This is a genomic window from Lacrimispora amygdalina (genome assembly GCF_003432035.1).
In the GTDB taxonomy this organism is placed as follows: domain Bacteria; phylum Bacillota; class Clostridia; order Lachnospirales; family Lachnospiraceae; genus Lacrimispora; species Lacrimispora amygdalina.
Genome location: NZ_QOHO01000061.1, coordinates 1 through 1,661 on the forward strand (window position 1 = coordinate 1; position 1,661 = coordinate 1,661).

General features: G+C 39.6%; 1 protein-coding gene. It reads right to left on the reverse strand.

Annotation, left to right across the window (positions count from 1 at the left end; genetic code table 11):
* Positions 1-204 precede the first annotated feature (204 nt).
* A complete protein-coding gene (locus DS742_RS18305; protein ID WP_117418417.1) occupies positions 205-1,509 on the reverse strand; it encodes an IS30 family transposase in 1,305 nt (434 codons plus the stop codon).
* Between the last annotated feature and the right edge of the window lie 152 nt (positions 1,510-1,661).

Genomic DNA, 1,661 nt, shown 5'->3' on the forward strand with positions numbered 1-1,661 from the left:
AATTTTTGAACCCGAAATTCCACAATTGTTATGACTTTCCCGTTTTTCACTTGCTTTCTATGGTATAATCTCTGGTAACAAGATGATTTTGGCGCACAAAAACCGGACGTCACTTTTGGCTTACAAATTTTGTACTCCGAAATTCACGTCTACTGGTATCTGTTTTTTCGTTCCAGCCGGTGGCTTCATGTTCCGATTATCTTGCTACTTTTTCAAAAGACCTGGTGTTAAATTAATGCTGTTGGCGCCAACCTCGTGGCATCCTAATTTATCAGCCAGGTCTTTTCCATAATAAAAACAGAATGCTTCATATGGACTTTTCCCATTCAACTTTTTTCTTCTATAGGAATTGATATGGTCCATCATCAGATTGATATCCTCCTGCATCAGTTCATCAAAGCTTTTTCCCTTTGGTAATACCCTTCTTATGAATTCATGGCCTACCTCTATTTCCGCTTTCTGATAGGGCGCACTTGGATTGCAGTAATAGATTCTTGTTCTTCGAAATCCTTTTCCATCTGCACCACATTCGATACTCTTCGGATTAGAAAATTCACTTCCGTTATCTGTTAAAATTATTGGAAACAACTTTCGAAAGTCTTGTCCCCCCAGCTTATGATATAGTTCTTCATAAACATCGATTACTGACTTAGAGGTATTGGCATCTCTTAAAAATGCTAGCATCAAGGACGTTTCTACAAAAAATACCGTTAGCAGAACTTTTCCACCTTTGCTTCCTATCACGGAATCCATCTGGGTCACTGCTGTATCAGGATGCTTTTCTAAATACACCTCGTAATCATGATAGTTTCTTCCCACACGGCAGCCTCTGTCTACCTTCAGTTCTGGTTTTTTATAACGCGGACGATACTTTACTTTCCGTGGGAGATCAATGTTTCTCACATCAAACAGACTTCCATCTATGTAATTGTATAAGGTCTTCTCGCTGCACATTAACTCGTCCTTATTATTTAAATAAATCTGATGGATAGACTGTCCTTGTTTAATCAGCGGAACCAGGATCTCATTGAGTCTGGCAATTTCTCCTTCTGTAGAAAGAATCCCACTTCTTGATTGTGCAATCTTTTCAGATGCCTGGCGATGGCCTTCCAATGCGTCGTAGATTGTCTTTGTCAGTGTACACTTTTTCACTTCACTACAGCCATTACATACATAGGGAGCTTTAAACCTGCTGGTACAAACTTCTTCCTCAAACTGTTCGCAATACCTGTTACAAAGACTCTCACACTGTTTGCATATGGTTACCATTGGATGCTTGCATTCATTTGTTCCACACACTTTTCTTCTCTTGCATCCTTTGCGATACTTACATACATTATGGGGATAGGCTGAATATCCTGTGCATTGTTCAACTGCATAGTTGCGGACTTCTTTTGTAATAGTAGTTCTGTCCCTCCCCAGTTTCTTTCCTATCTCTGTAAAAGTCAGATCCTCCTTCAGTCCACTTTCAATCTCCAAACGGTCTTCATAAGATAAAAACTTTGCCATAGTGTCTCCTTTCTCCACCGGCTAAGTTCAATATATCACGAAAGGCAGGGACTGCGCCCTGCCTTTTTGTAACACGAATTTCTCTATGCTGTTTTTAAATATTTGTACCTAACTTTCCCTTTCAGACGGGAAAGTTATTTTACAATTGAGGT